Here is a 24,814-nt window from a genome sequence, read left to right as displayed (position 1 = left end):
CCCCCGCCGCCACGTGCCTGACGACGCGCGCATCCGCAGCGCTACCCTCCGCGAGCGCCCCGTCCCCGTACCCCCCGCGAGGCTGACGATGACCGACCGCGGTGTGCCCCTCGACGTCGAGGCCAAGCTGCACCAGCTCGAGCGCCTCGTCGCGGAGGCGAAGGCGGTGCCGCTGTCCGCGTCGATCATGCTCAACCGGGCGGAGATCGACGGGTTGGTCGCCGACGTCCGCGACGCCCTGCCCGACGAGCTGACGCAGGCCCGACGGATCCTGCGCGAGCGCGACGACATCCTCGAACGCGCCCGCGCCGACGCCGAGCACATCGTCGAGGACGCGCGCGAGGACGCCGCCCGGCTGGTCTCCCACGAGCAGGTCGTGCGCTCCGCCGACCGCACGGCGGACCAGGTCGTCGAGGAGGCCCGGGAGCAGGCCCGCCAGATGCGGCTCGAGGCCGAGGACTACGTCGACGCCAAGCTGGCCAACTTCGAGGTGGTGCTGCAGAAGACGCTGACCGCGGTCGAGAAGGGCCGGCAGCGGCTGCGCGGCCGGCTCGACACCGACCAGCTCGCCGAGGACTTCGACGAGTTCGACGTCCGCACCGGGGACTGACCGGACGCACTCCCGGTCGCCTCGCCGTCGGCCGTGCCACGCCGCCTCGCCTCGCTCTGCCTGTCCGCCCCGCGCCGCCCCCGGTGCGCCCCCGGCCGGCGGCGCACCGGTGTGGTACCGTGGCCGTTCGCGTCGACGTGCCCCGGCCCTGCCGGGCCGTCCTGCGTGTCGCCCCGGTACCGGTCGCCCAGGTGTCGGTCGCCCGGGCCGTGTCGCCCCGACGACCTCGCCCACGGCACGACCGCGATGGGTCCGGTGTCCGGCGACGATGTCCGTCCTCCGAGCAAGGCCTTCGTTCGTGCGCGTCCCCGTCATCGAGCTCGTCGACCACCCGGGTGCCACCCGGGCGTTGTCGCATGCCGCCGCGGTGGAGGAGTTCGGCGAGGAGTCGTGGGGCGCCGCCGACGGTGCCATCCGCAGTGACATCGACCTCGACCTGCACCTCGATGCCGTCGTCGACGGCATCCTGGTCCGGGGACGGGTCGGCGCCGACCTCGAGCTGCCCTGCAGCCGCTGCCTGGTGGACCAGGCCGTGCGCGTCGACAGCGACGTCGCCGAACTCTTCGTCGACCCCGCCAAGCGCGAGGAGGACGACGAGGAGGACCCCGGCTACGAGCTGATCGACGACCGCACCGCGATCGACCTGTCGGTCATGGTGCGTGACGCGCTGCTCATCGACCTGCCCCTGCGCGTGCTGTGCCGCGAGGACTGCCAGGGCCTGTGCGAGGAGTGCGGCACCGACCGCAACCAGCGCGACTGCGGGCACCGGCCCGACGAGGCCCCCGATCCACGCTGGGCCGCACTGGCGGACCTCGATCTGCCCAACGAGTAGCCTTCCCTGTAACGACGCGTTCGCCGCGCTTCCGCCCGGCGTGCGTCCCCGACCGATCGCACGCCCCGCCACCCGGCGCGGGTGGCCGAGCACCAGGAGAGTCCGATGGCCGTTCCGAAGCGGAAGATGTCGCGTTCGCGCACGCGCCACCGCAAGGCCCAGTGGCTGCGCACCGCCGCGCCGACCAACGCCAACTGCAAGCGCTGCAAGGCACCGGTGCGTCCGCACACGGTCTGTGGCACCTGCGGCGCCTACGGCGGCCGGACGGTGCTCGAGGTCGAGTAGTGGGAGCGCGCACGGTGCCGACGCCGGGGCCCGTTCCCCGAGCATCCGGACCGGCGCGTGTGGGGACCGGCTCCCGTCGGGAGCCGGTCTCGTCGTGCGCGCACCCGGGGTGGCGATGAGCTCGCCGGCCGGGTTCCCGCCGGCGGCCGAGCTCGCGGCGCTCCTCGACGTCCACTTCGACGATCCGGCGCTGCTCGAGCAGGCGTTGGTGCACCGGTCGTGGGCGTTCGAGAACGGTGGGGCACGGACCAACGAGCGTCTCGAGTTCCTCGGTGACGCGGTGCTGGCGCTCGTGGTCACCGACGAGATCTACTCCGCCCACCCCGACGAGCAGGAGGGGCGGCTGGCCAAGGTGCGCTCGGCGGCGGTGAAGACCGGCTCGCTGGCCGGCATCGCGCGCCAGCTGGGGCTGGGTCGCTTCGTGCGCCTGGGGCGCGGCGAGGCCGGCTCCGGCGGGGCCGACAAGGACTCGATCCTGGCCGACACCCTCGAGGCGGTCATCGGTGCGACCTACCTCGACGGCGGTTTCGCGACCGCGTACGACCTGGTGCAGCGCCTGTTCTCGACGCGCCTGGCCGAGCTGGCGCGACGCGACGCGGCCCTGGACTACAAGACCGCCCTGCAGGAGTTGAGCGCGGCGCGCTTCGACATGCTGCCGCGCTACGAGGTGGCCGACAGCGGTCCCGACCACGAGAAAACGTTCGAGGCCACCGTTCTCGTCGACGGCGACGTGGTCGGCCGTGGGAGCGGCCGCAGCAAGAAGCAGGCGGAACAGACCGCCGCCCGCGAGGCGTACCGATCGCTCGTGGAGCGCGTCGACACCGACGGACGCGACCGGGTCGGCTAGTTTCCCGCCGATCCGGGACGGGCGTCGAGGGCGTCGCGTCCCGTGCCGACGAAGGGAGGACCCGGTGCTCGAGCTGCCCGAGGTCGAGGTGCTGCGCAAGGACCTGGAGAAAGAGGTCGTCGGCAAGAAGGTCAAGGACGTCGTCGTCGAGACCGACGCCCTGGTCACGTCCCTGCACGGCCGGGCGAAGGACTTCGTCACGGCGCTGTCGGGTCGCACGATCGAAGCCGTCCGCCGGCGGGGGCGGGTGCTGTTCCTGGACCTCGACGACGCGCACACCTGGCTGCTGGACCCGGGGGAACAGGGCTACCTGCACCGTCAGGCCGCGGCCGAGACCGCCGGGGCCGACACGCACCTGACGGTCGACTTCACGGTGGACTACGCCCTGCACCTGACCGAACCGGGGGGACAGGTCAGCGCACGCACGGGTGTGGTGGCGGCCGACCAGGCCCTCGAGGCGGCCGAGGTCGCGCCGGACGCGCTCGACCCACTCGACGACAACCCCACGTGGATGGAGTTCGGGCGGTTCCTGCACGCGGCCGACCAGCCGCTGAAGCTGCTGCTGATGGACCCGACGGTGATCGCCGGTATCGGGCCCGTCTACAGCGACGAGATCCTCTGGGAGGCGGGGCTGCGCCACGACCGCCAGTCGGCGTCGCTGTCCACCCAGGAGGTCCGCCGGCTCTACCGCGCGATGCAGGAGGTGCTGCAGGCGGCCATGAAGGCGGCCGGCTCCGGCCTCGACGAGTCCGACGCCGACGTCTCCAGCGACGACGACGGCGAGGCGGCCGAGCACCTGCACGTCTACGGGCGCGAGGGACTGCCCTGTCACCGCTGCCGCAAGCCGATCGCGCGCACGCGCATCCGCAAGGGCGTGCACACCTTCCACTGTCCTCAGTGCATGATCTGACGCCGTGTCGCCACCGGGCGCCGGCTCCGGCCTCGCCGCTCGCGGTTGACCGGGGCCGACCGGGGCGTCCGGTCGTTTCCCTCCCCGCGAGGGGTCGGGTACCATTCGTGCACCAACGGCCCGAGGTGGCCTGCGCGCGTCCGGTGGTCCTCCGTCGACCCGCGACACGACGCGACACCCGCCACGAAGTCGCCACGATTCGGTGTGCACCGGGAGGAGAAGGCATGGGCAAGGCCCTGCTCGGCACCCATGCGTCTCCGTCGAGCCTCCGGCTCCTCGACGAGGTCCGGGCCCTGCGTCAGCGGGTCGCGGAACTCGAGCGGGCGCTCGCGGAGGCCGAGGCGCTGGGAGACCGCGTGACGTCGGTCGACGCCCGCCGCGAGGTCGACGCCCGCGAGCCTGCCCGGACCTGACGCGGTCGCGCGTCGCGTCCGGGGCGCGCCCGGGACGGAGGAAGCGTGTTTCTCAGGTCCCTGACCATGCGCGGCTTCAAGTCGTTCGCCGACAAGACCCTGCTCGAGGTCGAGCCGGGGATCACGGTCATCGTCGGCCCCAACGGCTCGGGCAAGTCCAACGTCGTCGACGCGTTGGCCTGGGTGCTGGGCACCCACTCGGCCAAGAAGGTCCGCGGCGGGTCGATGTCCGACGTCATCTTCGCCGGATCGCCGACGCGCAACCGCGCGAACCAGGCCCGGGTCGAGATCGTCATCGACAACGCCGACGGTCGCCTGTCGGGCGCGGGGCTGGGCACCGCGGCGAGTGCCGCCGAGTTCAGCGAGGTCCGGGTCGCGCGCACCATCCACGCCGACGGGGACGCCGCCTACCAGATCAACGGGCAGGACGTCCGTGCGCTCGACGTCCAGGAGCTGCTCAGCGACACGGGACTCGGCCGGGAGCTGCACACGATCGTGGGGCAGGGGCAGCTCGACGAGATCCTCAACGCCAAGCCCGAGGAGCGCCGCCGCTACATCGAGGAGGCGGCCGGCATCCTCAAGCACCGGCGTCGCCGCGAGCGGGCCCTGCGCAAGCTCGACCAGGTCGACGGCCACATCGACAAGCTGCGGACCGTGCTGCGCGAGCTGCGCCGGCAGTTGCGGCCGCTGGAGCGGCAGGCCGAGGCGGCCGACCGCTACGCGCAGCTGCAGGCGGAGCTGCGCGACGTCAAGGTGCGGCGGGCCGCACGCGAGCTCGACCGGTTGACCCGCCTCGCCGCCTCGGAGGCGACCGACGACGGCGAGACGACGACCGCTCTGCAGCAGGCCGATCGCCAGCTGGCCACGCTCCGCGAGCGTCAGGGGGGCCTCGAACGCGAGCTCGCCCGCCTCGGTCCCGCCGCCGAGCAGGCGCAGCGGACCTACTACCGGCTGACGTCGCTGCAGGAGCGGTTGAAGGGGACCAGCGACCTCGTCGAGGCCAAGCGGCGCCACCTGGTCGAGTACGCCGAGGAGCCACTGGCGGGTCGACCTCCGGCCGAGCTGCGCGCCCAGGCGGAGCGTCTCGAGGCCCAACGGGTCGAACGTGGCCGTGACCGGGACGCCGACCGGCAGCGCTTCGAGGCCGCGGCGGCCGCCCGACGCGAGGCCGAGCAGGCCCGGCGTGCCCACGAGCAGGCCGTGCAGGCCCAGCGGCGCCGGCGCGCGGAGCAACGCGAACGGGTCCTGCGCTGGGAGGGGGAGGTGTCGGCCCTGCGCGGCGCCGTGGCGTCGGCCGAGGGCGAGCTCGGCCGGGTCGCCTCGACCCTCGACGGCCTCGACACCCGCGTCGCCGAGGCCGAGGCCGAGGTCGCCACCGTCCAGGGCGAGGTCCAGCAGCTCGACGTCTCCGAGGTCGCGCTCACCGACACCCTCGAGGCCGCCGAGCACGAGGTGGCCGAGGCCCAGCAGGTGGTCGACGACCTGGTCACCCGGCTCCGCGAGGTCGACGCCCGCCGGTCCTCGCAGGCGGCGCGGGCCGAGGCCCTGCGGGCCGCACTGGCCGAGACCGGGGGCGGGACGGCGGCGCTGCTCGCCGCCGGGCTCGACGGCCTGCTCGGACACCTCGCCGACCACGTGCGGGTCGAGGGCGGCAACGACGCGGCACTCGCCGCCGCGCTGGGGGCGTTGGGCGAGGCGGTCGTGGTCCGCACGGGCCAGGACGCGGCCGACGCCGTCGCCTGGTTGCGCGCCGCCGCGCCCGGCCCGGCGACCGTCCTCGCCGCCCGGGCACCACGCGCACCGCGCGACACCGGCCCGGCACGCCGACAACGCCTACACGACGCAGGCGCCGAGGCGGTGTCCGACCTGCTCGCCCCGGCGGCCGGTGTCGAGGACGCCGAGACGGTCGTCGACGCGCTGCGGCAGGTCCTGGCCGACACCTGGATGGTGCCCGACTGGCACCTCGCGGTGCGCCTGCACGGCGACGAGCCGGCGCTGACCTTCGTCACCCCCGAGGGCGACGTCGCCGGCCCCGCGGGCTTCCGCGGTGGTGCGTCCCCGGAACGCTCGGCGGTCGTGACCGCGACGGCCGCCGACGACGCGGAGCGCGACGCGGCGGCCTCGGCGGCCGAGCTCGACGAGCTGCGCGGGCAGCGCGACGGTGCCGAGCGACGCCTGCGCGAGGCGCGCGGCCGTCTGGCGGCGGCGACCGAGCGCATCAACGAGTCCGACGCGGCGATCACCGGCGCCGCCGAGCGGCTCGCGCGCCTGCACAAGGAGCTCGATGCGCTCGCGAGCCAGCGGGCCGTCGTGGCCGGGCAGCGCGAGGAGCTGGCGACCGTCCTCGAGCGCGACCGCGCGGCCCTGTCCGAGCTGCACGGCCGCGGCCCCGACGCCGAGCTCGACGACGAGGAGCTCGACGAGGGGCCCGACGAGACCGCCATCGAGCTCGACGACCGGGTCGAGCTCGCCCGCGAACGCGAGCTCGAGGCCCGCGTCCACCTCGAGCGCACCACCGAGCAGGTCCGTCATCTCGAGCTGCAGGCACAGGGGCTGCGGGCCGAGGCGGACGAGGTCGAGGCCGAGCTGGCCGAGGCCGCCCGCCGACGCGAGCTGCGCCGACAGGCCATCGTGCGCTGTGGTGAGCTGGCGCTGGTGGCCCGCACGGCCACCGAGGCGTTGACGCGGGCCGTGCAGTCCGCGGCCGCCGAGCGGGACCGGGTGCAGGCCGAGCTCGGGCGCGCGCGGAGTCAGCTCGGTCAGGTGCGCGACGAGGCGGGCCGCGCGGCCAAGGCGCTCGAGGTACTCCGGGAACGGCGCCATGCCGCCGAACTGCGGCGGGCCGAGGTCACCAACCGGCTGCAGCAGCTCACCGATCGCCTGCGCGGCGAGTTCTCGCTCTCGCCCGCCGAGGTCCGCGCCGAGCACCCCGACGCCGTCTCCTACGACGAGGCCGCGCTGGCCGAGCGCGAGGACGTGCTGGTGCGCAAGCTCGGATTGCTCGGCCGGGTCAACCCGCTGGCGCTCGAGGAGTTCAAGGCGCTCGAGGAGCGGCACGCGTTCCTCTCGGACCAGCTCGACGACCTTCGCCGGTCGAAGAAGGACCTCGAGGAGGTCGTCGTCGCGGTCGACGACCGCATCCGGGCCGTCTTCCGCGAGGCCTTCGACGACATCGCCCGGGAGTTCCAGCTGACGTTCGCCACCGTGTTCCCCGGTGGGCACGGGCGACTGGTGCTCACCGAGCCCGACGACCTGCTCGTCACGGGCATCGAGGTCGAGGCCCGGCCGCCCGGCAAGAAGGTCACCCGCCTGTCGCTGCTGTCGGGCGGTGAGCGGTCGCTGACGGTGCTCGCCTTCGTCTTCGCCATCTTCCGCGCCCGGCCGAGCCCCTTCTACGTGCTCGACGAGGTGGACGCCGCCCTCGACGACGTCAACCTGCAGCGTCTGCTGCGGGTCGTGCGCAGCTTCCGCGGTCACGCGCAGATCATCATGGTCACCCATCAGAAGCGGTCCATGGAGATCGCCGACGTCCTCTACGGGGTCACCATGGGGCCCGACGCGGTGACCAAGGTCGTCGCCGAACGACTGCGCGACCAGGCTGCGGTGGAAGCGCTCGAGCAGCGGGCCAGCGCCGCACCGACCCAGGCGGTGCAGGACGGCCCGGCCGCCGAGCCGGGCCGTCCCGAGACCGTCGGGGAGCCGGTGGGCGGCTGACCGTCCCTCCACGCCGCCGGTAGCGTGCCGGTGCCGTGTCCTCTTGCTGACCAGCGACGTCCAGGAACGAGTCGATGGAATTTCTCTTCGAGAGTCCCGAACTGCTCATCGCGCTGGTCGTCGGCGCCGCCGGCCTGGTCGGCGGGGTCGGGCTCGCCCGACGCCGTTCGGACGAGACCGACACGACGGCGCCCCCGCAGGACGCGACCGACGTCGCCACGCGGGAGATGTCGATCGAGGAGATCCGGGAGGTCTCCGGCGACACCGGTTCCACCGACGTCCTCGACCTGCCGGAGGTGCCCGACACCCCGGCGGAGCTGCTCGAGGAGCCGCCGCCGGCGCCGACCCTCACCCCCCGGGAGCGCTTCCGCCAGCGGCTGTCGCGCACGCGCAACGTGCTCGGTGCGTCGGTCGCCGACCTGTTCGGGCGCGGGATCACCGACGAGGCCTGGGACGGCCTCGAGGAGGCGCTGATCAGCGCCGACGTCGGCGTCACCGCCACGCTCGAGATCGTCGAGGACCTCAAGCGCCGCAGCCGCGAGGAGGGCGTGGTCACCGCCGAGGGCGTCGTGGCGCTGCTCAAGCAGGAGCTGCGCGACGCGCTGGGCTCCACCGACCGTTCGCTGGGTCGAGCCGACGACGAGGGGCCGACCGTGTGGCTGGTGACCGGGGTCAACGGCACCGGCAAGACCACCACGATCGGCAAGCTCGCGGCCGTGGAACAGCGCGAGCAGCGTCAGGTCGTGCTCGCGGCGGCGGACACCTTCCGCGCGGCGGCGGCCGAACAGCTCGGCATCTGGGCCGAGCGCACCGGCGCTGCCCTGGTCCGCAAGGACGAGGGTGCGGACCCGGCGTCGGTCGCCTTCGAGGGCTACGCGGCCGCCAACGAGCGCGAGGCGGACCTGCTCATCGTCGACACCGCCGGACGCCTGCACAACAAGCGGGAGCTGATGGACGAGCTCGGCAAGGTCAAGCGGGTGCTCGAGAAGCAGGCCGGACCGCTCGAGGAGACGCTGCTGGTCCTGGACGCCACCACCGGCCAGAACGGCATCAGCCAGGCGCGCGCGTTCCTCGAGGCCGTCGAGGTGACCGGCATCGCCCTGACCAAGCTCGACGGCTCGTCCAAGGGTGGCATCGTGGTGGCCGTGCAGCGTGAGCTCGGGCTGCCCGTCAAGCTCGTCGGCCTCGGGGAGGAGATCGACGACCTCGCCCCGTTCGACCCGGACCTGTTCGTCGACGGGCTGTTCGAGCAGCTGTAACCGGTGAGGCGGGCCGGTCGGCGCGCCAGCACCGTCAGGCGGCGAAGGCCAGCGCGTCGGAGAGCGCGACGACGAGCACGAGCACCAGGACCGCGACCACCAGCGTGGCGACGACCGGCCGACGCCCGCTGAGCGGCGACGCGGCGTCGTCGCCGGCGGGTGGCGGTGATGCCGCGAGGTCGCGGGAGAGACCAGCCTCGAGCCCCCCGGCCGGGGCGGCGGACAACGCGGCGGCCTCCAGGGCCGCGAGGTCGGCGGCGTCGGTCCCGAACTGCTCGTCGAGCAGCGCCAGGGCACGTGCATGGTCCTCGTCGGGGACCACGACCGCGGTGCCACCGACGCCGTAGGGGATCTCGGGGTGCAGCCCGCCGGCGTCGTCGCCGGAGACGTAGGCGGCGATGCCCTCCGACTCGAGCGCCGAGCGGGCCAGTTCCGCCTCCGTGCGACTCGTGAAGCGCTGGATCCTCGCCACCGTTGGCCCCCTCGCGTCCGGCGTACCGGCAGTCTGCCACGCCCACCGGCCGCCCGCCCACGGGCCAGGTCCGCGTCGCCCCGGTGAGCGGCGGAACGCGACCGCTACCCTCGGCGGCCGTACCCGCCCGACGGCAAGCCGAGGCCGCCCGTGTTCGACGCCCTGTCCAGCAAGCTCGAGATCGCCCTCGACCGCGTGCGCGGCCGCGGCCGGCTCGATGCGGCCACCGTCGACGCGACGCTGAAGGAGATCCGACTCGCCCTGCTCGAGGCGGACGTCAACTTCAAGGTCGTCAAGGGCATCGTCGAGCGGCTGCGCGAGCGGCTGGTCGGCGAGGAGGTCGCCAAGGCGCTCAACCCGGCGCAGCAGGTCGTCAAGGCCGTCAGCCAGGAGCTCGAGCGCGCGCTGGGTGGCGAGTCGGCCGGCCTCGCGCTGACGGGCAAGCCGGCGGTGATCATGCTCGCGGGCCTGCAGGGCTCCGGCAAGACGACCGCTGCGGGCAAGCTCGCCAAGCTGCTCAAGTCGAAGGGTCGCCACCCGATGCTGGTCGCCTGCGACCTGCAGCGCCCGGCCGCGGTGCAGCAGCTGAAGGTCAACGCCGAGCGGGTCGGCGTGCACGTCTACGCCCCGGTGACCGCCGGCGACCCCGTCCCGGTCGCGCGCGAGTCGATCGCCAAGGCCCGCGAGTCGGGCTGCGACGTCGTGATCGTCGACACGGCCGGTCGCCTGCACGTCGACGAGGAGCTGATGGGGCAGGCCGCCGCCATCCGCGAGGCGGTCCAGCCCGACGAGACCCTGTTCGTCATCGACGCGATGATCGGCCAGGAGGCCGTCAACGTCGCGCGCGCCTTCCTCGACGGGGTCGGCTTCGACGGCGTGATCCTGTCGAAGCTCGACGGTGACGCGCGCGGTGGTGCGGCGCTGTCGGTCCGCGAGGTGACCGGCAAGCCGATCAAGTTCGCCTCCATCGGCGAGAAGATGGAGGACTTCGAGGCGTTCCACCCCGATCGCATGGCGTCGCGCATCCTCGGGATGGGCGACGTGATGACGCTCATCGAGAAGGCCGAGGCGACCTACTCCGAGGAGGAGGCGCAGAAGGCCGAGACCGCCCTGATGTCGGGCGAGTTCACCCTCGAGGACTTCCTCGAGCAGATGCAGATGCTCAAGCGGATGGGGCCGCTGCAGGGCCTGCTCGGGATGATGCCGGGCATGGGCAAGCAGCTCAAGGACGTCGACGTCGACGACAAGCAGGTCGCCCGGGTGGAGGCCATCATCCGGTCGATGACGCCCAAGGAACGCCGCGAGCCAAAGATCCTCAACGGCCGGCGTCGCAAGCGCATCGCCGCCGGGTCGGGCACGACGGTCCCGGAGGTCAACCGCCTCGTGAAGCAGTTCGCCGAGGTGCAGAAGATCATGAAGTCGGCCTCGAAGATGGCCGGCATGCAGGGGACCAAGCCCAAGGGCGTCAAGGGCGCGAAGGCCCAGGCCGCGGCGCTGCGCCAGTTGCAGTCGGGTGGCCAGCTGCCCGGCGGCATGCCCCCGGGCCTCGGCGGTGGCGGCGCGGCCGGCGGCGGCCTCGGTGGGTTCGCCGGCCTCCAGCCGGCGCCGAAGAAGGGCAAGCGCCGCTAGGGGCCGTTGACCCGATCGGCCGACCGGGCGGCGTCCTCGCGCCGGTGGCGACGGTTGAGCGCGATCCCGCCGGCGACCAGGCCGACCGTCGCCAGCCCGAGCAGCACGAGCGCGAGCAGCCCGAGCCCCAGACCGATGGCCATCGTGGTTCCCCCGCGTGTCGGTGCGGACCGATCGGTCCGCGACGTGGGCACGCTAGCGCCCGGGTCGCGTTCCGGGTGGGCGCTGCGGTAGTCTCGCTGCCGTGCGCGCGGTTCGAGCCCTCGCTCCTGCCGCGCCCGACCTCGTCCCGACGGTCTCTGCCCCGCTACCCGCACGCCACGCGCGTCGGTCCGCGAGGGTCCGGATCGTCCCCACTGCCGGTGTGCGCCCGTGCGCCCGGCCCAGCACAGGAATGGCACCCATGGCCGTCAAGCTCCGCCTGCGCCGCGAAGGCACCAAGAAGCGTCCGTTCTACCGCGTCGTCGCCGCCGACTCGCGCTCGCCGCGCGACGGCCGCTTCATCGAGATCATCGGGCAGTACCGCCCGCTCGAGAACCCGTCGGGCATCGAGATCGACAACGAGCGCGCCCTGCACTGGCTGCGCAACGGCGCCCAGCCCACCGAGGCCGTCGAGAACCTCCTGCGCATCTCCGGCGCCTGGGAGGAGTTCAAGCCCGGCGACCGGCCGGCGCGTGACCGCTCGGCGCAGAACGAGCAGCCCAAGCTGTCGAAGAAGGCCCGCGCCAAGGCCGCCGAGGCTGCCGAGGCTGCCGCGAACGCGGCGCCCGAGGAGGCCACGGAGGGCGGCGAGTGAGGGCCGAGCGCGTCCTCGAGTTCGTCGCCAAGCAGCTCGTCGACCATCCGGACGAGGTGCGCATCGAGGTGGACGAGGACGACCGTGAGGTCGTGCTCGAGCTGCACGTCCACGACGACGACCTCGGCAAGGTCATCGGCAAGCGTGGCCGCACCGCCAAGGCGCTGCGCAGCCTGGTGAAGGCCGCCGGCTCGCTCGACGACGAGAACGTCACCGTCGAGATCGTGGACTAGGCGCGTGTCGTGACTGCTGACCTGGTCGTCGTGGGCCGTGTGGTGAAGGCCCACGGCATCCGCGGGGAACTCGTCATCGACGTGCTCTCGGACGTCCCGGGACGGTTCGACACCGGCGGATCGGTCGTCCTCGCCGGCGCCCGACGGACCATCACCGGCAGCCGCCCCCACCAGGGGCGGCTGCTCGTGCGTCTGGACGGTGTGTCCGACCGCACGGCCGCCGAGCGGTTGCGGGGCGCGGAACTGCTCGCGCCCGCGGCGGACGTCTCCGACGAGGAGACCTACTACGCCCACGAGCTGGTCGGCATGGCCGTCGTCGACGAGCAGGGAGCCTCGCTGGGCGCCGTGAGCGGGCTGATCGAGCTGCCCGAGGCGGCCGGTTACGACCTGCTCGAGGTGACCCGCGCCGATGGCGGCACCTGGCTGCTGCCGGCCGTCGACGACTTCGTCGAGATCGCCGAGGACGAGCAGGGCACCGAACGGCTGCGGCTGGTCGACCCGCCCGAGGGTCTGGTCTCGGGCGAGGCCGCCAACGCCGCGCCCGACGCGTGAGCGCCGGGATGCGCATCGACGTCCTGACGATCTTCCCCGACTGGTTCGACGGACCGCTGACCACCTCGCTGCTGGCGAAGGCGCACGCCGCCGGGCTGCTCGACCTGCGGGTGCACGACCTGCGGGCGTTCACCACCGACCGTCACCGCACGGTCGACGCGACCCCCTACGGCGGTGGTGCCGGCATGGTGATGCGCGCCGACGTCTGGGTCAACGCCGCCGAGGCGGTCTGGAACGACCTGCCGCCGGCCACGACCGCCGGTGCGCACGCGCCGCCGGCCGACGCGCCGTTCGTGGCCGGCGGTGAGCGGCCCCGGACGCTGTTGCTGACCCCGCGGGGGCGGCCGCTGACGCAGGCCTATGCCCGCGAGTTGGCCGCCGAGCCCCGGCTGGTGCTCTGCTGCGGCCGCTACGAGGGCATCGACGAGCGCGCCCACGACCTGGTCGCGACCGACGAGGTCTCGATCGGGGACTACGTGCTGTTCGGCGGCGAGGTGGCAGCAGCCGTCGTCATCGAGACGGTCACCCGCCTGGTGCCCGGCGTGCTCGGCAACCACGCCTCGCCCGAGGACGAGTCGTTCTCCTCCGGGCTGCTCGAGTATCCCCACTACACGCGTCCCGCGACGCTGCGCGGGCACGGCGTGCCGGAGGTGCTCACCTCGGGCGACCACGGCGCCGTGGCACGGTGGCGGACCGAGCGGGCCGAGGAGCTCACCCGCCGGCGCCGACCGGACCTGCTCGCCGCGCCGGACGACCACGGACCACGCGGGAACGGCTGACGGGCGGCCCTGCGCAGGCGGGTTGACCGCCACGGGCGGGGGACCGTATCCTCGGCGGTCGCAGCGCATGCTGGCTGGTCCCACCGCGCTCGCGCACGCCCGCATCCTCGACGCCTCGCCGTCGGGAGCGACCCTCCACCGTTCGAGCGGCCCTCCGACGCGATCGCTCGCCGCGGTGCCACCGCCAGCACTGCCGCGCCACCCACTCTCACCGACGGGAAACTGCCATGAACAAGGTCGACCTTGTCGAGAAGTCGCGCCTCCGCGACGACGTGCCCGACTTCGCGCCCGGGGACACCGTGAAGGTGCACGTCCGCGTCGTCGAGGGCACCCGCTCCCGCATCCAGGTCTTCGAGGGCGTCGTGCTCGCCCGCAAGAACGGCGGCCTGCGCGAGACCTTCACCGTCCGCAAGATCTCGTTCGGCGTCGGCGTGGAGCGCACCTTCCCGGTGCACAGCCCGGTCATCGAGCAGATCGAGGTCACCCGCCGGGGCAAGGTGCGTCGCGCCAAGCTGTACTACCTGCGCGACCGTGTCGGCAAGAAGGCCCGCATCAAGGAGAAGCGCGAGGCCGTCTGAGCCGAAGCGAGACCTCCCCGAGCGCTGTCGACGTCGAGGGTGCCGCCATCGCGGCACCCTCGACGCGTGTCCGGCCGACGTGGGCACGACGGTCAGCACGGTCGACGGGCACGGCGGGCGACATCGACCGCGGGCGCGCCCGCGCCCGGCGGTAGGCTTGGCGCTGTATGTCTGACCGCGACCCGTTCCCCGCCGACGGCGCCCCGGACGACACCTCGAAGACGACGTTCGGGGGTCCGGGGCACGCTGGGCCTGCGCCGGGCCACCCGACCGCCCCGGATCCCGCCATGCCGACCTCCTCGGACACGCCTTCGAACCCCGGCGTCCCGTCGCCCGACGGCGACCGCCCGCTCGGTGCCGATGAGGCCGCGGGGCCCGCCGGAAGCGGGCACGGCAGCACCGACGCGCGCGGAACGGGGGAGCCGCGGGACGCCGCGACGCCCGCGGAGTTGCCGGCCGACGACGACACCCGCGCGGGCAGCGGCGGCGGCGCCGGGTCGTTCTTCCGCGAACTGCCGGTCCTGCTCCTGGTCGCCTTCGTGCTGGCGTTCCTGCTGCGGACGTTCGTGCTCCAGGTCTTCTACATCCCGTCGACCTCGATGGCGCCGACCCTGCAGATCGACGACCGGATGGTGGTCGAGAAGCTGAGCTACCTGGCTCGCGAGCCGCGGCGCGGTGAGGTCGTCGTCTTCGAGGGCGAGACGTTCGTCGACCCGAGCCTCGACCAGGGGACCGGCGCCCGCATCGTGCGGGGCGTGGGACAGTTCCTCGGTGTCGTCCCGGCCAACGCCCGCGACTTCGTCAAGCGGGTCATCGGCCTGCCGGGCGACGAGGTCGTGATCGTGGACGGGCAGGTGTTCGTCAACGGCGAGGCGCTCGACGAGCCCTACGTGGTCTATCCGGACCTGTCCGACTACGGGCCGGTCACGGTGCCCGAGGACCACCTGTTCTTCCTCGGGGACAACCGACCCAACTCGTCGGACTCGCGCCGCTCGCTGGGCATGGTGCCGGCCGACCACGTGGTCGGCCGCGCCGTGGTCATCATCTGGCCCTTCGACAACGCCGGCGGGCTCACCGGGGTCCACCACGAGGTCGCCGAGACGGCCGCCGCCGACCCCGATGCGGCCGCCGCCGGCCCCGATGCGGCCGCCGCCGACTGACGCATCGCGTCAGGCGTCGAACAGCCGCAGCTGGTTGCGTCCGGCGATCGGTGCCCAGCTGTGGCGGTGCAACGCACACGGCCCGTGGACGTCGAGTGCGGCGACGTGGTCGGGTGACGGATAGCCCTTGTTGGCCGCGAAGGCGTAGGCGGGGTAGCCGGCCGCGAACTCGGCCATCATCGCGTCCCGGGTGACCTTGGCCACGATCGACGCGGCCGCGATCGACACACTGCGCCCGTCACCCCGCACCAACCGCTCGTTGTGCGTGCCGTAGCCGGCGAGGAAGTCCCAGTTGCCGTCGAGCAACACCACGTCGGGGCGCAACGGCAGCGCGTCCACCGCCCGTCGCGCGGCGCGGCGGCGCGCCTCGCTGAGCCCGAGCCGGTCGACCTCGTCGTTGCCGGCGTGACCGACCCCGATGCCCAGCGCGACCCGCCGCACCCTGGCCGCGAGGTGCTCGCGATCGGACGGGGCGAGCACCTTGGAGTCCCGCAACTTGTAGACACGGCGGTCACGCGGCAGCACGACCGCGGCGTAGGTCACCGGCCCCGCCCACGCGCCGCAGCCGACCTCGTCCACGCCGGCCACGACCGCGCCGGCATCCCAGTGGGGTCGCTCGGCGGCGACACCGGGCACCGGCACCCGACGCGTGCGCCGGCGACGCGACGCGGTCGTCGGCGGCGAGCTCGGGGTGGTGGCGGGGGCGGACACGGCGCGAGACCGTACCCGTCGGCGTCGTCCCGGGGTGGCGCCACGGCGGCCGGTACGCTGCCGGCCCGCCCCGCCCGCGTCCGCGAGGAGGCGGGCCGTCGTGGCGCGGCGCGCCATCCCGCCGATCGCCCGGCTCGCGCGTGCCCGCCACCGCCAGGAAAGCCACCTGAGATGAACCCCGACGACCTCGACGCCTACGAGACGGACCTCGAGCTCTCGCTGTACCGCGAGTACCGCGACGTCGTGCGGATGTTCCGGTACGTCGTGGAGACCGAGCGGCGCTTCTACCTCTGCAACGAGGTCGAGGTGGTGCCCCACGAGGGTCGCGACCTGTGGTTCGAACTGCGGCTCGCCGACGCCTGGGTGTGGGACATGTACCGCCCGGCACGGTTCATCAAGCACGTGCGGGTGTTGACCTTCCGCGACGTCAACGTCGAGGAACTGGTCCACGACGACCAGGACGTCCCGCCCTTCGAGTGACGGATCAGGAGCGAGCCGACCATGGGCTTCAACGCGACCCGCCGCTACCGCGACGACAAGCGCAACGACCTCTGGCTGCTGGTCGTGTTCGCCGTGCTGGTCGGCGCCGGGCTGTTGTGGGCGTTCGGGATCTTCTAGACCGCTCGTCCACAGCTCCGCCGCGATTCGTCGGCCGGGGGCACCCGAGCGGCACGTAGCGTCGCCGGCATGGACACCAACGGCACCTGCACCCGCCCGCTGCCCGCGACCGCGCTCGCCGGAGGCACCCGCGCGCTGGGCCGGCTCGGCGAGGACCTGGCCGCCCAGCACCTGCAGGCCGACGACCGGCTCGAGATCGTGGCCCGCAACTGGCGCCTGAGCGCCGGTGAGCTGCGCGGAGAGCTCGACCTGGTCGCCCTCGACCACCGGACCGGCACCGTCGTCGTCTGCGAGGTCAAGACCCGCCGCGACGCGCAGCACTTCGGCGGTGCGCTGCAGGCGGTCGGACCCCGCAAGCGGGCCCGGCTGCGGGCGCTGACCGGCGCGTTCCTGTGCGAGGCCGGTCTCGGTCTGCCCCATGCGCGCATCGACCTCGTCGCCGTCGACCTCGGGCGTCACCCGGTCCTGCACCACGTCCGGGACGCGCTGTGAACGCGCCCCACGGTGTCCTGGCCGTGACCCACGGGCTCGCCCTGGTCGGCCTGCGGGCCCGCACCGTGCGCATCGAGTGTGCGCTGGCGCCGGGCATCCCGAGCCTGCGGCTGGTCGGTCTCCCCGACGCGGCCGTGCGGGAGGCGGGGGACCGCGTCCGGACCGCCTTCGCCCGCAGTCGACTCCACTGGCCACGCGAGCGGATCGTGGTGAACCTCGCGCCGGCCGACCTGCCCAAGTTCGGCAGCGGGTTCGACCTCGCGATCGCCGCCGCCGTGCTCGTGGCCACCCGGCAGGTGCCCGCAGCGGCACTGGACGGCGCGTGGCTGTTCGGTGAGGTCGGACTCGACGGCAGCGTGCGGGCCGTGCCCGGGGTGTTGCCGGCCGCCGAGGGTGCCCGCCGCGCCGGCGCCGCACGCCTCGTCGTCGGCGACCCCGCCGCGCCCGAGGCGGCCCTGGTCGACGGGCCCGACGTCCTGCCCGTCCGCGACCTCGGCGAGCTGCGCTCGGTGTTGGCCGACGAGCAGCGAGCCCGACGGGCGAGCCCGGCCCCGTACGTGCTCCCCGGGAACGGTCCGGACCTGCGTGACGTGCGCGGTCAGGCCGTCGCCCGGCGCGCGGTCGAACTGGCGGCCGCGGGCGGTCACCACCTGCTGCTGGCCGGCCCGCCCGGATGCGGCAAGACGATGCTGGCCCGCCGGCTGCACGGGCTGCTCCCGCCGCTGTCGTTGCCGGCCGCCCTCGAGGTCGCCTCGCTGGCCTCGTTGGCGGGGGAGCGGGCCGCGGAGGACCCGCTCTCGCTCGAACCACCACTGCGTGAACCGCACCACTCGGTCTCGGCCGCCGGACTGATCGGTGGTGGCAGCGGCATCCCACGCCCCGGTGAGCTCTCACTCGCCCATCACGGTCTGCTGCTGCTCGACGAGCTGCTCGAGACGCCACGCTGGGTCCTCGATGCGTTGCGTCAGCCGCTGGAGCGCGGCGAGGTCCTGATCACCCGTGCCCGCGCCGCGGTGCGCTATCCGGCCTCGGTGCTGCTGGTGGCGGCCACCAACCCGTGTCCGTGCGGCTACCTGGGCAGCCCGACACGGGCCTGCACCTGCCGGCCGGACCGCATCGAGCGCTACCGCGCCCGGCTGTCGGGGCCGCTGCTCGACCGGCTCGACCTGCAGGTCGAGCTGCGACCGGTCGAGCGCGACCAGCTCGCCGGGCCGCCCGACGGCGAGGACACGGCGACGGTCGCCGCCCGGGTCGCCGACGCTCGCGAGCTCGCCGCCCGACGGTGGGGCGAGGGCGTTTGGAACCGGGACGCGCCCGCGGAGCAGCTGCGCAGCACCTGTCGACCGACGGCCCTGCGCGCACTCGCGCGCGCGGTCGAGGACCTCGGGCTGTCGGCCCGCAGCTTCGACCGCTCCCTGCGGGTCGCGCGGACCATCGCCGACCTCGACGACGCGGAACGGGTCGACACCGTCCACGTCGAGGAGGCGGTGGCCTACCGGCTGGCCGACGCGGTGGCCGTCTGATGAGCGCCTGTCAGGACGCCGCCCGCGTCGTGGGTGCGGTCGCGGCCCCCGGGACCGATCCCGACCGGCTCCTGGCGGTGCTGTGCTGGGCCGTGCGTCCGCGCCGCACGGTCGAGGGGCTACGCCGACGGTGCGCCGACCCGCAGGAGTCCGTCGGACTCGACGTCTCCGACCCGTCGGCGGCGCTGGCCGCGGCCGCCGGGCTCCCGGCCGCCCACCTCGCCGCCGCGGCCGCGGAGCTCGCGGGCGTCTGGCGCCGCCTCGGCGTCCGGGTCGCCCTGGTGGGCGACCCGGCCTATCCCCGGCGGCTGTCGCAGGGGTGGCCGACCACGCCGGCACCGGGCCTGCTCGCCTGGCGTGGGCAGCCCCCGGACGACGACCCGGCCGTCGCCGTGGTCGGTGCCCGGCGGGCCAGCGGCTACGGCCTCGGGGTGGCGGCGTGGCTGGCCGAGGCGGCCGCCGACGCCGGCGTCCGGGTCGTCTCCGGCGGCGCCCAGGGCATCGACGCCGCCGCACACGAGGCCGCCCTCGAGGCGCCGGGGGGCACCAGCGTGGTCCTCGGCTGTGGGCACGCCGTCGACTACCCGCGCCCGCACGCCGCACCCGGCGGCCTGTTCGACCGCGTCCTCGACCACGGCGGCACGCTGCTGAGCGAACTGCTGCCCCACCAGTCGGTGCACCCGGGCACGGTACGGGCCCGCAATCGCATCGTGGCGGGGCTGGCCGACGCGGTGGTCGTCGTGGAGGGCGGCGAACGCAGCGGGTCGCTGCTCACCGCCTCCGCCGCCGCCGACCTCGACCGGCCCGTGCTCGCCGTGCCGGGTGACGTGCGGCTGGCCGGTTCGGCCGCACCGCACCGGCTGCTGGGCGAGGGCGCGGCCCCGTGCACCTCACCCGCCGACCTGCTCACGGTGGTCGGACGCGGCGGCGTCCTCGGCGTGCCGGACACCCGATCGCCGACCGCGACCCCGGGCGCGACGGCGACCGCGGGTGCGGCCGCGACGCCGTCACCGTTGCCGGCGGCGGTCGAGCAGGTGTTGCGCGCGTCGTGGCCGCGTCCCGTGCGCCTCGACGACCTCGCCCGTCGTGCCGATCTCGCCGCGGGCCCGTTGCTCGCCGCGCTCACCCGTGCCAGAGTGCTCGGTCTCGTCGCCCAGTCCACCGACGGGGTGCGCCTGCGTCGGCCGCCGCCGGAGGCGCGCCCCGGTCGGACGGGGCGAGCGGTGCCCGACCGCCCGGCGCCCGAACGCTGCGACTGAGGACGCGACGGCCGACCAGCGGGGGCGGCCGCACGTGTCCGTCCGCCGTGTCGAAAGCCCGCGCATGACCCGCCGCCTCCACCCGCTGTTCGTCCTGCTCGCGACCGTGCTGGCCGTGGCCGTGACGACGCCCGTCGCCTCGGCGCAGACCGCGCCGGTCCCGCCGCCCTACGACGGCGTCGTGTCGATCACCTTCCCGGTGGCCGGAACCGTCGCCTTCCGCGACGACTACCACGACGCCCGTGGTGGCGGGAGCCGCGTGCACCGGGCCACCGACCTCGGCGGGGCCAACGCCTACGGGTTGCCCGTCCACGCGTCGATGGGCGGACGGGTGAGCTGGATCACCGGCGTCAACGGGGCCGCGCCGCACGCCACCGCCGGCTACGCCGTCACGGTCACCGGTGACGACGGACGCCGTTACAGCTACATGCACCTCGGACGCAACGACGGGCCGCCCACCGAGGCCTACGCCGTCGGCATCGCCGGCGGGGTGCGGGTGGAACGGGGGCAGCTGCTCGGCTACCTCGGCTACTCGGGCAACGCCTCGCCGACCTGGCCGCACCTGCACTTCGAGATCGAGGATCCCGCGGTCACCGATCCCTACGGCAGCCGGCGCATGAACCCGTACCCGAGCCTGCTCGCCGCCCAGCAGCGGGGGGATCTCCCGCTCGACGGACGCCGCTTCCTCGACGTCCCACCCACGGCCGCCCACCACGACGCGATCCTGTGGACGGCCGACGCACGCATCGCCTTCGGCTGCACGGACCGGCGCTTCTGCCCGGCCGACCGGGTCACCCGTGGGCAGCTTTCGTCGTTCCTGGCCCGCGCCCTGCGTCTGGCGCCGGCCGCCGGCCCCGGACCCTTCTCCGACGTCACGGCCACCCACACCCACGCGGCGTCGATCGCGGCCCTGCACGCGGCTGGCATCGCACACGGCGCCGCGGACGGCACCTTCGGCCCGGACCGGCCCGTGACCCGGGAACAGATGGCGTCGCTGCTGACCGCCGCCGCCGGCATCGAACCCGGTCCCACGGCCGCGAGCACGCCGTTCCCGGACGTCCCGCCGGGGTCGAAGCACGCGCCGGCGATCCTCGCGTTGCACGCCCGCAACATCGTGCACGGCGACACCGACGGCAGCTACCGGCCATCCGAGCCGGTCAGTCGCGCCCAGATGGCCAGCTTCCTGCAGCGCACGTTCTCCTGACCCGGCGCCACCCCCACGTCCAGGGTGCTTGACACCCGTCCGCGCCCCCGCCACGGTGCGCCGCCATGACGACCTCTGCGGACGCCACCGGTGACGACCGTGCCGCACCGCCCGCCCCCACCGGGCCCGTCGCGTGCGACGCGGCCGGCGGACCCGCGCCCGACGCCGAGGCCGATGGCCCGACGCTGGCGCCGCCGTGGGCAGCCGCCGTGGAGCTGTTGGTCGAGCACCTCGCCTTCGAGCAGGGTCGCAGCGACCACACCGTCGACGCCTACCGGCGCGATGCGCTGCACCTGGGTCGGACCTGCACCGGCTGGGGGGTCGTGGCGCCCGGCGAGGTGGAACTGCTGACGTTGCGGCGCTACCTCGCCGCACTGGCCGACGAGGGCTATGCCCGCTCGACCATCGCCCGGCGGGCGAGCGTGGTGCGTCGGCTGTTCGCACTGCTCGAACGCCGGGGCATCGTCGACACCGACCCCGCGGCGCTGCTCGCCTCGCCCCGCCAGGGCCGGCACCTGCCGCGGGTCCTGCGGGTCGACGAGGTCGACCGACTGCTCGACGCCCCCGACCCCGACACCGCGGTCGGCCGACGCGATCGCGCGCTGCTGGAACTGCTGTACGCCTCCGGTGCCCGGATCGGGGAAGCGTGCGGCCTCGACGTCGGCGGCGTCGACCTCGCGCAGGCACAGGTCCGACTGTTCGGCAAGGGCGCCAAGGAACGGCTCACGCCGCTCGGCCGCCCCGCCGTCGAGGCCCTGCGCGTCTACCTCGACCGGGCGCGGCCCGAGCTCGCCGGAGCCCGGACCCAGGACGCGCTGCTGCTCAACACCCGTGGCGACCGGCTCGGGACCCGTGACGCGCGCACCGCCGTGGAACGGGCGGGCCGGGCCGCGGGCGTCGGACACGTCACGCCGCACACGCTGCGGCACTCGTTCGCCACGCACCTGCTCGAGAGCGGTGCCGACATCCGGGTGGTCCAGGAGCTGCTCGGGCACGCCTCGCTGGCGACCACGCAGCGCTATACCCACCTCTCCCGCGGCCGACTGCGAGAGGTGCACGCCCTCGCCCATCCGCGTGCCCGGGCCAACCGGACCCGGTCGACCGACTCCTAGCATGGGCGACCGCTGAGACGAAGGGCCCCCGATGGAGACGCAGCGGGGCGCGGAGGCCGAGGTCCACGCGCTGTGGGAGCGCTACCGCGCCGACCACGACCCCGAGGTGCGTGAACGGCTGATCCTGCACTACTCGCCGCTGGTCAAGTACGTCGCCGGCCGGGTGGCCGTCGGCATGCCCGCCAGCGTCGATCACGCCGACCTGGTGTCCTACGGCATCTTCGGGCTGCTCGACGCGATCGAGAAGTTCGACCTCACCAAGGGTTACAAGTTCGAGACGTACGCGATCACCCGCATCCGCGGGGCGATCATCGACGAGCTGCGCTCGATCGACTGGGTGCCACGTTCGGTGCGCTCCAAGGCGCGACGCCTCGAGACCGCCATGCAGCAGCTCGAGTCCCGCCTGCACCGCAGCCCCACCGAGGAGGAGCTCGCGGCCGAGCTCGACCTGACGGTGGACGAGCTCCAGCAGACCTTGCAGAAGATCTCGCTCACCTCGGTCGCGGCGCTCGACGAGGTGTTCGACGCCGGTGAGGGCGACCGGGTCTCGCTCGTCGACACGCTGCAGGACCTGACCACGGTGGCGCCCGACGCCTCCTTCGAGGACGCCGAGACCAAGCAGCGCCTGCATGAGGCCATCACCCGCCTCAGCGACCGGGAACAGACCGTGCTCGGCCTGTACTACTTCGAGGGCATGACCCTGGGGCAGGTCGGCGACGTGCTCGGCGTCACCGAGTCGCGCATCTGCCAGATCCACACGAAGGCGGTGCTCTCGCTTCGCGCCAAGCTGGTCGACCGCGCCGTCTGACCGCGCCGGGCCGGCGTCCACAGCTCCGGCGACACGCGCCGACCGGCCGCGTCCCGGTCGCCGTAGGGTGGCGGCGTCCAGCGACCACGTGGGGGCGTGGAGATGTCAGACCGTGTCCACCTGCGCACCACGGCACGATCGTCGACCGACGGCCGTCGACACCCGAGCTGCCTCGCCCCGTCCGGTGGTCACGGTCGGCACCGGACCGGCGCTGCTGGCGCTGCTGGCGCTGCTGCTGCTGCCGGGAGCGCCCGGGTGGGCGCAGTCGGCGCCGGATGGGTTCGAGCACGGTCCTCCGTCCCCGCCACCCGACCGCCCGGTGGCGGCAGCCGCGGCCGGCGTCCGGCGAGCCCGGGTGGTCTACACCCCGCCGGTGCCGTTGGTCGTCCGGCGGCCCTTCGACGCTCCGGGCTCGCCCTACGGCGCCGGACACCGCGGCGTGGACCTGGCCGCCGCGCCGGGAACGGCGATCCCGACCGCCGCGGCGGGCACGGTCCGCTTCGCCGGCACGGTGGCGGGCACCCGTTGGGTGAGCGTCGCGCATCCTGACGGCGTGGTGACCTCCTACGGGCCGCTGACCGACCTGCGGGTCGACGCGGGCGAGCGGGTCGCGGACGGACAGCTGCTCGGCCGGCTCGCCGCCGGCGGGCACGGCAACGGCGACGACGGCCTGCACCTCGGCGCCCGGGTCGCGGGGGTCTACGTCGACCCGTTGACGCTGTTCGCCCCCGACAAGGTCCCGTCGCTGGTCGGACACGACCCGTGGCACGGGACCGAGCACCGCGCGCCGTCCTACGCGCCCTGGCCCGGCGGTCGGGCGCGGGGCTGGTTCGTCGCCGGCAGCCCGGTCGCCCGGCGGCCCGGGTACGCGCTCGCTCCCAACGCCCACCACCTGGTGCTGGTCGCCGGGCTCAACTCGACCACGCGGAGCCCACTGCTCGACGCCGACCACCTCGGCTACGACCCCGACAGCACCACCCGGTTCTCCTACGCGGGCCTGGACGAGCGCGGCGATCCGCTGCCCTACTCCGGACCCGACACCTGGGAGGGCGTGGACGCCGCCGCCCGCGCACTCGCCGAGCAACTGCGGGAACAGCAGCGCCGCCAGCCGTTCCGGCCCGTGGACCTGGTCGGTCACTCCCAGGGCGGGATCGTGATCATGCGCTACCTGCTCGCCTACCACGACCCGCACGATCCGACCCTGCCGGGCCTCGGTTCCGTGGTGACGATCGCCTCCCCCCACCAGGGGTCCGGTGCAGCCAGCGTCGGGCGCGCCGCTCGCGACCACAGCCTCACCTCGGCTGCCGTGGGCCTGGCGGCCGCGCTGTTCGATCCCGGGGGCACCGCCTGGTCGGGGATGTTCGGCCGCCCCGTCGACGAGTTGCGCACGGGCTCGCCGCGTCTGCGCGGACTGGCCGAGGACTACCGCAGCGCCCTGGACGCGGGGTACGCGGGGCCGCTCGCCGGCATCGACGTGCTCACGGTCAGTGGCTCGCGCGACATGACGGTCACGGCCGACCGTGCCCGCCTGACGGGCGAGCCGGAGCCCGACAGCGGCGTCACGGCCCAGCACCGGGTCCTGCCGGGCGGCCACGACGCGGTGCTGCACACCGAGGCGGTACGCCAGGTGCTGCACGGGTTCCTGCGGCGCGAGGCCCTGCCGGAGAGCCCGGGCGAGGTCGCGACCGAGTTCGGCCGGGTCGTCGGCACGACCCTCGACGAGGTGGGCATCGCGCTCGACGTCCACGACCGGGTGCTGCTCGTGCGACAGGTGCTGCGCCTGCGGCGAACGCCACCGACGATTCCCGGCCGGTAGACGCGCCACCCGCCCAGCGGCTACCCTCCCGGGCGTGCGGGTCCACCACACGGTGGGTCCGCCTCGTTTCGTTCCCATCATTTCATTCCACACGCTCGCCGACGGGCGACCCCGGTGCCCCGTGACGTCCACGGGGTGGGTCGGATCTCGTCGCCGTCGCCGCGCCCACGCGCGACCACGGCCCCGGAGGACGCGAGCGGAG

26 protein-coding genes are annotated in these 24,814 nt (G+C 74.4%); 23 read left to right on the top strand and 3 right to left on the bottom strand.

The genetic code is table 11. The annotated features are described in order from the left end of the window. Nucleotides 1–88 precede the first annotated feature (88 nt). The 8 genes from ELR47_RS14485 to ftsY all read left to right on the top strand — a co-directional run bounded on the left by ELR47_RS14485 (nt 89) and on the right by ftsY (nt 8,870). Nucleotides 89–610 carry an ATP synthase subunit B family protein gene (locus ELR47_RS14485; RefSeq protein ID WP_130650529.1) on the top strand — a complete coding sequence of 174 codons (522 nt, stop codon included), beginning with the start codon at nt 89–91 and terminating at the stop codon, nt 608–610. Nucleotides 611–908: 298 nt separating this feature from the next. After that, on the top strand, nt 909–1,442 hold the full coding sequence (locus ELR47_RS14480) for a YceD family protein (RefSeq protein WP_205745277.1): 534 nt from the start codon (nt 909–911) through the stop codon (nt 1,440–1,442). 105 nt (nt 1,443–1,547) lie between these two features. Continuing rightward, nucleotides 1,548–1,727 carry a 50S ribosomal protein L32 gene (gene rpmF, locus ELR47_RS14475; protein WP_130650527.1) on the top strand — a complete coding sequence of 60 codons (180 nt, stop codon included), beginning with the start codon at nt 1,548–1,550 and terminating at the stop codon, nt 1,725–1,727. A gap of 94 nt (nt 1,728–1,821) precedes the next feature. Then, complete coding sequence (gene rnc / locus ELR47_RS14470; protein WP_205745276.1) at nt 1,822–2,574, top strand: ribonuclease III; 753 nt, start codon at nt 1,822–1,824, stop codon at nt 2,572–2,574. A 64-nt stretch (nt 2,575–2,638) separates the two neighbouring features. After that, nucleotides 2,639–3,484 (top strand): DNA-formamidopyrimidine glycosylase family protein, encoded by an 846-nt coding sequence (locus ELR47_RS14465; protein WP_165404107.1) that lies wholly within the window; start codon nt 2,639–2,641, stop codon nt 3,482–3,484. Nucleotides 3,485–3,708: 224 nt separating this feature from the next. Further along, nucleotides 3,709–3,897: a hypothetical protein gene (locus ELR47_RS14460; protein WP_130650525.1), complete on the top strand. Its 189-nt coding sequence runs from the start codon at nt 3,709–3,711 to the stop codon at nt 3,895–3,897. Nucleotides 3,898–3,942: 45 nt separating this feature from the next. After that, nucleotides 3,943–7,611 carry a chromosome segregation protein SMC gene (gene smc / locus ELR47_RS14455; RefSeq protein WP_130650524.1) on the top strand — a complete coding sequence of 1,223 codons (3,669 nt, stop codon included), beginning with the start codon at nt 3,943–3,945 and terminating at the stop codon, nt 7,609–7,611. Between the two features lie 74 nt (nt 7,612–7,685). Continuing rightward, nucleotides 7,686–8,870 carry a signal recognition particle-docking protein FtsY gene (gene ftsY, locus ELR47_RS14450; RefSeq protein WP_130650523.1) on the top strand — a complete coding sequence of 395 codons (1,185 nt, stop codon included), beginning with the start codon at nt 7,686–7,688 and terminating at the stop codon, nt 8,868–8,870. A gap of 34 nt (nt 8,871–8,904) precedes the next feature. On the opposite strand, the gene ELR47_RS14445 is transcribed toward ftsY, so the two are convergent. Then, a complete protein-coding gene (locus tag ELR47_RS14445) occupies nt 8,905–9,342 on the bottom strand; it encodes a putative signal transducing protein (protein ID WP_165404106.1) in 438 nt (145 codons plus the stop codon). A 150-nt stretch (nt 9,343–9,492) separates the two neighbouring features. Here ELR47_RS14445 and ffh point away from each other — a divergent pair, with 150 nt between their 5' ends. Then, nucleotides 9,493–10,971: a signal recognition particle protein gene (ffh, locus tag ELR47_RS14440; protein WP_130650522.1), complete on the top strand. Its 1,479-nt coding sequence runs from the start codon at nt 9,493–9,495 to the stop codon at nt 10,969–10,971. On the opposite strand, the gene ELR47_RS18465 is transcribed toward ffh, so the two are convergent. Further along, nucleotides 10,968–11,114, bottom strand: coding sequence for a hypothetical protein (locus ELR47_RS18465; RefSeq protein ID WP_165404105.1), 147 nt, complete (start codon nt 11,112–11,114; stop codon nt 10,968–10,970). The genes ffh and ELR47_RS18465 overlap by 4 nt on opposite strands. 260 nt (nt 11,115–11,374) lie before the next feature. On the opposite strand from ELR47_RS18465, the gene rpsP reads away from it, so the two are divergent. The 6 genes from rpsP (at nt 11,375) to lepB (ending at nt 15,069) form a co-directional block, all read left to right on the top strand. After that, complete coding sequence (gene rpsP, locus ELR47_RS19255; RefSeq protein ID WP_130650521.1) at nt 11,375–11,767, top strand: 30S ribosomal protein S16; 393 nt, start codon at nt 11,375–11,377, stop codon at nt 11,765–11,767. Continuing rightward, nucleotides 11,764–12,000: a KH domain-containing protein gene (locus ELR47_RS14430; protein WP_130650520.1), complete on the top strand. Its 237-nt coding sequence runs from the start codon at nt 11,764–11,766 to the stop codon at nt 11,998–12,000. The genes rpsP and ELR47_RS14430 overlap by 4 nt, the downstream gene beginning before the upstream one ends. Nucleotides 12,001–12,009: 9 nt before the next feature. Continuing rightward, entirely contained in the window at nt 12,010–12,552 is a 543-nt protein-coding gene (gene rimM, locus ELR47_RS14425; RefSeq protein ID WP_130650519.1) for a ribosome maturation factor RimM, read from the top strand. A gap of 8 nt (nt 12,553–12,560) precedes the next feature. Further along, a complete protein-coding gene (gene trmD, locus ELR47_RS14420) occupies nt 12,561–13,331 on the top strand; it encodes a tRNA (guanosine(37)-N1)-methyltransferase TrmD (protein WP_130651413.1) in 771 nt (256 codons plus the stop codon). A 227-nt stretch (nt 13,332–13,558) separates the two neighbouring features. Further along, nucleotides 13,559–13,909 carry a 50S ribosomal protein L19 gene (gene rplS / locus ELR47_RS14415; protein ID WP_130650518.1) on the top strand — a complete coding sequence of 117 codons (351 nt, stop codon included), beginning with the start codon at nt 13,559–13,561 and terminating at the stop codon, nt 13,907–13,909. Nucleotides 13,910–14,196: 287 nt separating this feature from the next. After that, nucleotides 14,197–15,069 (top strand): signal peptidase I, encoded by an 873-nt coding sequence (gene lepB / locus ELR47_RS14410; protein ID WP_130650517.1) that lies wholly within the window; start codon nt 14,197–14,199, stop codon nt 15,067–15,069. Nucleotides 15,070–15,078: 9 nt separating this feature from the next. Here the strand turns inward: lepB and ELR47_RS14405 are convergent, their stop codons facing one another. Further along, the gene (locus ELR47_RS14405) at nt 15,079–15,780 is read right to left on the bottom strand and encodes a ribonuclease HII (protein WP_165404104.1); all 702 of its coding nucleotides are present in this window, start codon (nt 15,778–15,780) and stop codon (nt 15,079–15,081) included. A gap of 171 nt (nt 15,781–15,951) precedes the next feature. Here ELR47_RS14405 and ELR47_RS14400 point away from each other — a divergent pair, with 171 nt between their 5' ends. The 8 genes from ELR47_RS14400 to ELR47_RS14365 all read left to right on the top strand — a co-directional run bounded on the left by ELR47_RS14400 (nt 15,952) and on the right by ELR47_RS14365 (nt 24,612). Beyond that, a complete protein-coding gene (locus ELR47_RS14400; RefSeq protein WP_130650515.1) occupies nt 15,952–16,260 on the top strand; it encodes a DUF2469 family protein in 309 nt (102 codons plus the stop codon). 207 nt (nt 16,261–16,467) lie between these two features. After that, the gene (locus ELR47_RS14395) at nt 16,468–16,890 is read left to right on the top strand and encodes a YraN family protein (protein ID WP_130650514.1); all 423 of its coding nucleotides are present in this window, start codon (nt 16,468–16,470) and stop codon (nt 16,888–16,890) included. Next, nucleotides 16,887–18,413, top strand: a complete 1,527-nt coding sequence (locus tag ELR47_RS14390) for a YifB family Mg chelatase-like AAA ATPase (RefSeq protein ID WP_205745274.1) — start codon at nt 16,887–16,889, stop codon at nt 18,411–18,413. The genes ELR47_RS14395 and ELR47_RS14390 overlap by 4 nt, the downstream gene beginning before the upstream one ends. Then, a complete protein-coding gene (locus ELR47_RS14385) occupies nt 18,413–19,672 on the top strand; it encodes a DNA-processing protein DprA (RefSeq protein ID WP_130650513.1) in 1,260 nt (419 codons plus the stop codon). Before ELR47_RS14390 ends, ELR47_RS14385 begins: the two co-directional genes overlap by 1 nt. Before the next feature lie 64 nt (nt 19,673–19,736). Next, entirely contained in the window at nt 19,737–20,876 is a 1,140-nt protein-coding gene (locus ELR47_RS14380; protein ID WP_130650512.1) for an S-layer homology domain-containing protein, read from the top strand. Between the two features lie 65 nt (nt 20,877–20,941). After that, nucleotides 20,942–21,988 carry a tyrosine recombinase XerC gene (locus ELR47_RS14375; RefSeq protein ID WP_130650511.1) on the top strand — a complete coding sequence of 349 codons (1,047 nt, stop codon included), beginning with the start codon at nt 20,942–20,944 and terminating at the stop codon, nt 21,986–21,988. Nucleotides 21,989–22,019: 31 nt separating this feature from the next. After that, nucleotides 22,020–22,796, top strand: coding sequence for an RNA polymerase sigma factor WhiG (whiG, locus tag ELR47_RS14370; protein WP_130650510.1), 777 nt, complete (start codon nt 22,020–22,022; stop codon nt 22,794–22,796). Between the two features lie 112 nt (nt 22,797–22,908). Continuing rightward, entirely contained in the window at nt 22,909–24,612 is a 1,704-nt protein-coding gene (locus ELR47_RS14365; RefSeq protein WP_205745273.1) for a peptidoglycan DD-metalloendopeptidase family protein, read from the top strand. The last annotated feature ends 202 nt before the right edge of the window (nt 24,613–24,814 follow it).

The organism is Egicoccus halophilus (genome assembly GCF_004300825.1).
GTDB classification, from domain to species: Bacteria; Actinomycetota; Nitriliruptoria; order Nitriliruptorales; family Nitriliruptoraceae; genus Egicoccus; species Egicoccus halophilus.
Note: the sequence above shows the minus strand (reverse complement) of the source record. Positions and strands in the feature narration are given on the sequence as shown.

Coding starts and splice junctions, on each gene's coding strand:
- ELR47_RS14485 (WP_130650529.1), top strand. CDS start 89: ATGACCGACCGCGGTGTGCCCCTCGACGTCGAGGCCAAGCTGCACCAG.
- rpmF (WP_130650527.1), top strand. CDS start 1,548: ATGGCCGTTCCGAAGCGGAAGATGTCGCGTTCGCGCACGCGCCACCGC.
- ELR47_RS14460 (WP_130650525.1), top strand. CDS start 3,709: ATGGGCAAGGCCCTGCTCGGCACCCATGCGTCTCCGTCGAGCCTCCGG.
- ftsY (WP_130650523.1), top strand. CDS start 7,686: ATGGAATTTCTCTTCGAGAGTCCCGAACTGCTCATCGCGCTGGTCGTC.
- ELR47_RS18465 (WP_165404105.1), bottom strand. CDS start 11,114: ATGGCCATCGGTCTGGGGCTCGGGCTGCTCGCGCTCGTGCTGCTCGGG.
- rpsP (WP_130650521.1), top strand. CDS start 11,375: ATGGCCGTCAAGCTCCGCCTGCGCCGCGAAGGCACCAAGAAGCGTCCG.
- trmD (WP_130651413.1), top strand. CDS start 12,561: ATGCGCATCGACGTCCTGACGATCTTCCCCGACTGGTTCGACGGACCG.
- rplS (WP_130650518.1), top strand. CDS start 13,559: ATGAACAAGGTCGACCTTGTCGAGAAGTCGCGCCTCCGCGACGACGTG.
- lepB (WP_130650517.1), top strand. CDS start 14,197: ATGCCGACCTCCTCGGACACGCCTTCGAACCCCGGCGTCCCGTCGCCC.
- ELR47_RS14400 (WP_130650515.1), top strand. CDS start 15,952: ATGAACCCCGACGACCTCGACGCCTACGAGACGGACCTCGAGCTCTCG.
- ELR47_RS14395 (WP_130650514.1), top strand. CDS start 16,468: ATGGACACCAACGGCACCTGCACCCGCCCGCTGCCCGCGACCGCGCTC.
- ELR47_RS14385 (WP_130650513.1), top strand. CDS start 18,413: ATGAGCGCCTGTCAGGACGCCGCCCGCGTCGTGGGTGCGGTCGCGGCC.
- ELR47_RS14380 (WP_130650512.1), top strand. CDS start 19,737: ATGACCCGCCGCCTCCACCCGCTGTTCGTCCTGCTCGCGACCGTGCTG.
- ELR47_RS14375 (WP_130650511.1), top strand. CDS start 20,942: ATGACGACCTCTGCGGACGCCACCGGTGACGACCGTGCCGCACCGCCC.
- whiG (WP_130650510.1), top strand. CDS start 22,020: ATGGAGACGCAGCGGGGCGCGGAGGCCGAGGTCCACGCGCTGTGGGAG.